Annotated in this window: 6 protein-coding genes and 1 other RNA gene; 4 read left to right on the top strand and 3 right to left on the bottom strand. The window is 35.5% G+C overall.

Annotated elements, in window-relative coordinates; genetic code table 11:
• A partial coding sequence (locus P8M52_RS01515) for a MerR family transcriptional regulator (RefSeq protein ID WP_300306332.1) occupies positions 1 to 297 on the bottom strand: 297 nt, incomplete at its 3' end.
• A 63-nt stretch (positions 298 to 360) separates the two neighbouring features.
• Here P8M52_RS01515 and P8M52_RS01510 point away from each other — a divergent pair.
• From P8M52_RS01510 to P8M52_RS01495, 4 genes are all read left to right on the top strand, one after another.
• Complete coding sequence (locus P8M52_RS01510) at positions 361 to 1,317, top strand: DUF523 and DUF1722 domain-containing protein (RefSeq protein ID WP_300306329.1); 957 nt, start codon at positions 361 to 363, stop codon at positions 1,315 to 1,317.
• An 8-nt stretch (positions 1,318 to 1,325) separates the two neighbouring features.
• Positions 1,326 to 2,363 (top strand): ferrochelatase, encoded by a 1,038-nt coding sequence (hemH, locus tag P8M52_RS01505; RefSeq protein WP_300306326.1) that lies wholly within the window; start codon positions 1,326 to 1,328, stop codon positions 2,361 to 2,363.
• On the top strand, positions 2,360 to 3,208 hold the full coding sequence (locus tag P8M52_RS01500; RefSeq protein WP_300306323.1) for a TIGR01777 family oxidoreductase: 849 nt from the start codon (positions 2,360 to 2,362) through the stop codon (positions 3,206 to 3,208). The genes hemH and P8M52_RS01500 overlap by 4 nt, the downstream gene beginning before the upstream one ends.
• Positions 3,209 to 3,351: 143 nt before the next feature.
• The gene (locus P8M52_RS01495; protein WP_300306320.1) at positions 3,352 to 3,738 is read left to right on the top strand and encodes a hypothetical protein; all 387 of its coding nucleotides are present in this window, start codon (positions 3,352 to 3,354) and stop codon (positions 3,736 to 3,738) included.
• A 184-nt stretch (positions 3,739 to 3,922) separates the two neighbouring features.
• Here the strand turns inward: P8M52_RS01495 and ssrA are convergent.
• Both ssrA and tyrS read right to left on the bottom strand, forming a co-directional pair.
• Positions 3,923 to 4,271: a transfer-messenger RNA gene (gene ssrA / locus P8M52_RS01490) on the bottom strand.
• A gap of 24 nt (positions 4,272 to 4,295) precedes the next feature.
• On the bottom strand, positions 4,296 to 4,835 hold a 540-nt coding region (gene tyrS, locus P8M52_RS01485), incomplete at its 5' end, for a tyrosine--tRNA ligase (protein ID WP_300306317.1).

Raw genomic sequence — 4,835 nt, 5'->3', positions numbered from 1 at the left:
GGCAGTTTTTGCTTTCCTAATAGGCTCTTCCCATAAGTCTTCAACATTAGAATCAATTCTAGAATCTTCAGGCGAATCTATAATTTTTTTGATATTAGCAAAGCCATGCCCATCGCTAATTAATTGTTTAATACGATTTACCTGATGAACATCTTCTTGTTTGAAAAGTCTATGACCTTTCGGGGTGCGCTCCGGTTTAATGAGGCCATAGCGCCTCTCCCAAGCCCTCAAAGTTGATGCGTTAACGCCAGTTAAGGCGCCAAATTCTCTAATCGGAAATAGTTTTTTTGTTTTCATAATTATACAAATTATACAATAAATTTATTTTTGTATAAGTTTTTTATAGATATAATTTATGATATGAATAATGATAATCAAACAAAACCCAATGTAGGTATTAGCGCCTGCTTAATGGGCTTCAAAGTTCGCTATGATGGCGGACATAAAAATAACAAGTTTATCCATGAAGTAGCTGAACAGTATTTCAATTATGTAACAACCTGCCCAGAGATTGGTGCGGGGATGGGGACGCCAAGGCCCCCAATACATCTGTACAAATCTAAAGATGACATTCTTTTAGTCGATCGCGATGATCATAGTATTGATTTTACAAAAGCAATGCAAGCGTTTGCTCAAGAAAGCGCCGAATCATTTGCCAAGTCACTAAATGGTTTTGTTTTTAAAGCTAAATCGCCTAGTTGTGGCATTGAAAGGGTGCCAATTCATCAAGATATTAATAGCACCCCAGATTATCGTGGTATTGGAGCATTTGCCAAAATTTTCATGCAGATGAATCCGAACATCCCGGTCGAGGATGAAGGGAGATTAAATGATAGCAAAATAAGAGAAAATTTTTTTGAAAGGGTTTATGCGCATTATCGATTTACTATGATTAATGACACAGTTCATGAGTTAACTAAATTCCATGCAGCATACAAATACTCAATTATGGCTCGAGGTTCACAATATCCATCCATTCTTGGAAAGATTGCTTCATCGGCTAATCGTCAGAATATCAAAGAGGTGCGTCAAGAGTACTTTACCGAATTTATGAAGATAATTAAGATTCAAGCCACAAGAAAAAAACATATTAACACTATGCAACATATAATGGGATATTTCAAAAATCAACTAGATTTTGAGTCGAAGCAAGAATTGTTGTTAGTTTTTGATTCTTATAAAAATTATGAAGTGCCTTTATCTACCCCGATGGCTTTAATCAATTTATTTCAACGAAGATTTAAAAATGAGTATTTGTCAAACCAATACTATCTTAATCCTTATCCAAAAGAGCTAGCGTTAAGGGCTAATATTTAGGAGTTCTTATGTATAAATGTTCCACCCCTTATGAATCTGCTAGTAAAGCAAAAATTGGAATTTTAATTACTAATTTGGGCACACCTGACTCTCCAACCAAAGGCTCTTTAAAGACATATCTTAAAGAGTTTTTATCCGATACCAGAGTTGTTGAGCCACCACCAGCACGTTGGATTTGGAAGCTGATATTAAATGTCATTATTTTAAATATTCGACCAAAAAAATCAGCACAAGCATATGAGACAGTCTGGGGTGAATTTGGTGAAGGATCTCCGTTGCTTGATATTTCAAAGCAACAAAAGGAACTTTTGCAACAGGATTTAGAGCAAAAATATCCCAACGTTTATCAAGTTGAATTAGGAATGCGATATGGCAATCCATCAATTAAATCAGCCCTTCAAGCTTTAGAGAAATCAGGTTGTGAAAAATTAATGATTCTTCCGTTATATCCTCAGTATGCGTCTGCAACGACCGGATCTACTTTTGATGCGGTCAGTGATGAAATAAAAACTTGGAGAAAGGTTCCTGAATTAAAATTTATCAGTCATTATTATAATGACCAGCGCTATATTGATGCTTTAGCTAGCAGTGTTAATGAGTTCCAAACAAAACATGGTAAGCCAGACTTGTTACTCATGTCTTATCATGGAATTCCAAAAAGATATTTTAACAACGGTGATAGCTATCCTTGTCATTGCTGCAAAACAACACACTTGCTGGCCAAGAAATTAGATGTTGAGCCAAGCACTTATAAAATGAGCTTTCAATCTCGTTTTGGAAGAGAAGAGTGGATGCGAGACTATACTGATGAAACTTTAAAGTCTTTACCTAAAAAAGATATTAAAAATGTCCAAATAATTTGCCCAGGTTTTTCAGCAGATTGTTTAGAAACAATTGAAGAAATCGAAGAAGAAAATAAAGATTATTTTATCGAAGCTGGTGGCGAGTCGTATCAATATATACCTGCTTTAAATACCCGAGAAGACCATATAGCATGCTTATCTGGGATTGTTTACGATAAAACAAAAGATTGGAGTGATCAATGAATATTGTAATTTTAGGTGGGACGGGACTAATTGGCCAAGCCTTAAAAAATGAATTTCAGCACAGTCATAACGTGCGTACATTTGGACGAGCGATTTATCAAGATCAAGAAAACCTTTTGGCAAGCATTCAATGGTCTGATATTTTAATTCAGCTTTCTGGCGCAACCATTGCAAAACGATGGACTTCTAAATATAAGCAAGAGATCTGGGATAGTCGAATCAAATCGAATCAAATTTTGGCCAATATTTTTGGCAAACTCAAAAAGAAACCAAAAGTTTTTTTTGCATCTGCTGTAGGCTTCTATCCAGAATCTTTTTGTGAAGAACCTTTAGATGAAGATTTTTTGCACTCAGGCAATGATTTTCTCTCACAATTATCAGTTGAGTGGGAAGCTCTTGCACGAAAAATATCAGAAGATGCTTTAATATTTAGATTTGGTGTAGTTTTAAGTAAAGAGGGAGGCGCTCTTAAAGAAATGCTACCAATGTACAAACTGGGTTTAGGTGGGCCAATTGGATCTGGAAAACAATGTTTTCCATGGGTTTATATTAAAGACCTTGTTTCAGCTTTTAATTACGCCATTGATAAAAATTTAGTGGGCACCTTTAATTTAACCTCGCCTCAATTGATTACTCAGAAAAAATTTGGACAATCCTTAGCCAATCAATTAAAGAAAGCATTTTTTTTAACCACATTTGAGTGGCAGCTTAAATTGATTTTTGGAGAAGGCTCTCAAGTGCTAACTAAAAGTTTAGCGATCAAGCCTACTAAACTATCTGAGCATGGTTTCGTTTTTAAATACCCACAAATCGAAAATACGTTAAAAGATATTTTTAACGATTAGATAGGTTTTTAATAGTTGTACAAAAATAAATAAATTATATTACATGATTAAATACATGTTTGCTATTGAGTTGCTAGTTATTGTTGTATTAGTGGCTATGGTGTTTTATCTGTTAAAAGGAAAATTATAGGTCTATTAAAATTATGTCTAGTTCCACCATTGTCACAATTGTTGAGTCACCATTATTTCCAGATTTTAGTGATCTGTATCAGCATAAAGGGTTGAGGGAGTTCAGGGTTAATAGTGTTCGTAAAGCAGTGACGCTAATTAAAAAACAACCAGCAGATTTTATTGTGGTCGAGTTCTTCTATGCTTATAGTACCAACTACAGTGGCATTTATAAGTCCAATATAGAGGTGTTATTGGTTAGTCTTATTAAGTACTCACCAAACACCAAAGTGATTGTTCTAGCCAACAAAAAAGAAATAAAGTATATTGATGTTCTTGCCGCAGTGGATTATCCATTGCACGGTGTTTTGCAACTTCCGACTTCATTGGCTCAAATGAAGGCTTTGCTCGAAATCTTATAAAGTAAATCAAAACAGCTGAATAAAGTTCTTATGGTATTGTTTAAAGTCTAAGTATTAATATATTTTTACAATAATAGCAATTCCTGATTCTATTGGTATTTATGCCAATTTTGCTACTAGTTTTCTGTGTATCAAAGGGTAGTTAGATGCCCACTTAAAGGCAAGATTTAGAGTGGTTATAATTTGGTGGAGATGGCGGGGATCGAACCCGCGTCCGAAAACCTTCAAACAAAGAGTCTACATGCTTAGCTTGATCTATTTGAGTTAGCCACCTACCACCCGACCATCAGGGATGTAAGAAGCGATTTTCAAAAGTTTTAACCGAATTATCTGAAAAGAACAATCCTAGCGAGTCTGTAAACGGCCGCCATCTTAAAAATACAGACAATCTCTAAGGGGCGGTTAGCATTATGCTGCTAAAGCGTAGTTGTTTTCGTTTGCAACTATATTTTTAAAGCATATTTTTACGAGTTATCTTTATCCTCGGCATGCGTCCTTGAGATCCAACTCCTCGTCGAAGCCATGTCATCCCCTGGAGTCAATATTATAGCATTTTTTTACTGAATTGTCACTTTCGCAAATTTCCTCTTACCCACCTGATAAACTGCTGTGCCTATTTCAGGCACCAGATTCCGATCAGAAATTTTCTCACCTTCAATCTTAGCGGCACCGTCTTTAATCATTCTAAAGGCATCTGAAGTGGAATTAACCAGACCTGCGTCTTTGAAAAGATTAGCAATTTTAATGCCAGCATCAAAGCTAAATTCTGGCATTTCATCAGGTACTTGATTTTTAGCAAAACGATTAATAAAGTTTTGTTGTGCTTGTGTTGCTGCTTCGGTGTTGTGAAAGCGGGTGATGATTTCTTCTGCTAGACGGAATTTGATATTTCGTGGATTTTCACCATTTTCAACCTCTACTTTCCATGAGGCGATTGTTTCTAGTGTTTCGAAGCTTAGTAACTCTAGGTAGCGCCACATTAAATCATCAGAGATGGACATAATTTTTCCAAACATGTCATCTGGTGCATCATTAATGCCAATATAGTTGTTAAGCGATTTTGACATTTTTTGAACACCATCTAATCCCTCAAGAAT

Origin of the sequence: Candidatus Thioglobus sp. (assembly GCF_029243085.1) — a bacterium.
Taxonomy (GTDB): domain Bacteria; phylum Pseudomonadota; class Gammaproteobacteria; order PS1; family Pseudothioglobaceae; genus Thioglobus_A.
Note: the sequence above shows the minus strand (reverse complement) of the source record. Positions and strands in the feature narration are given on the sequence as shown.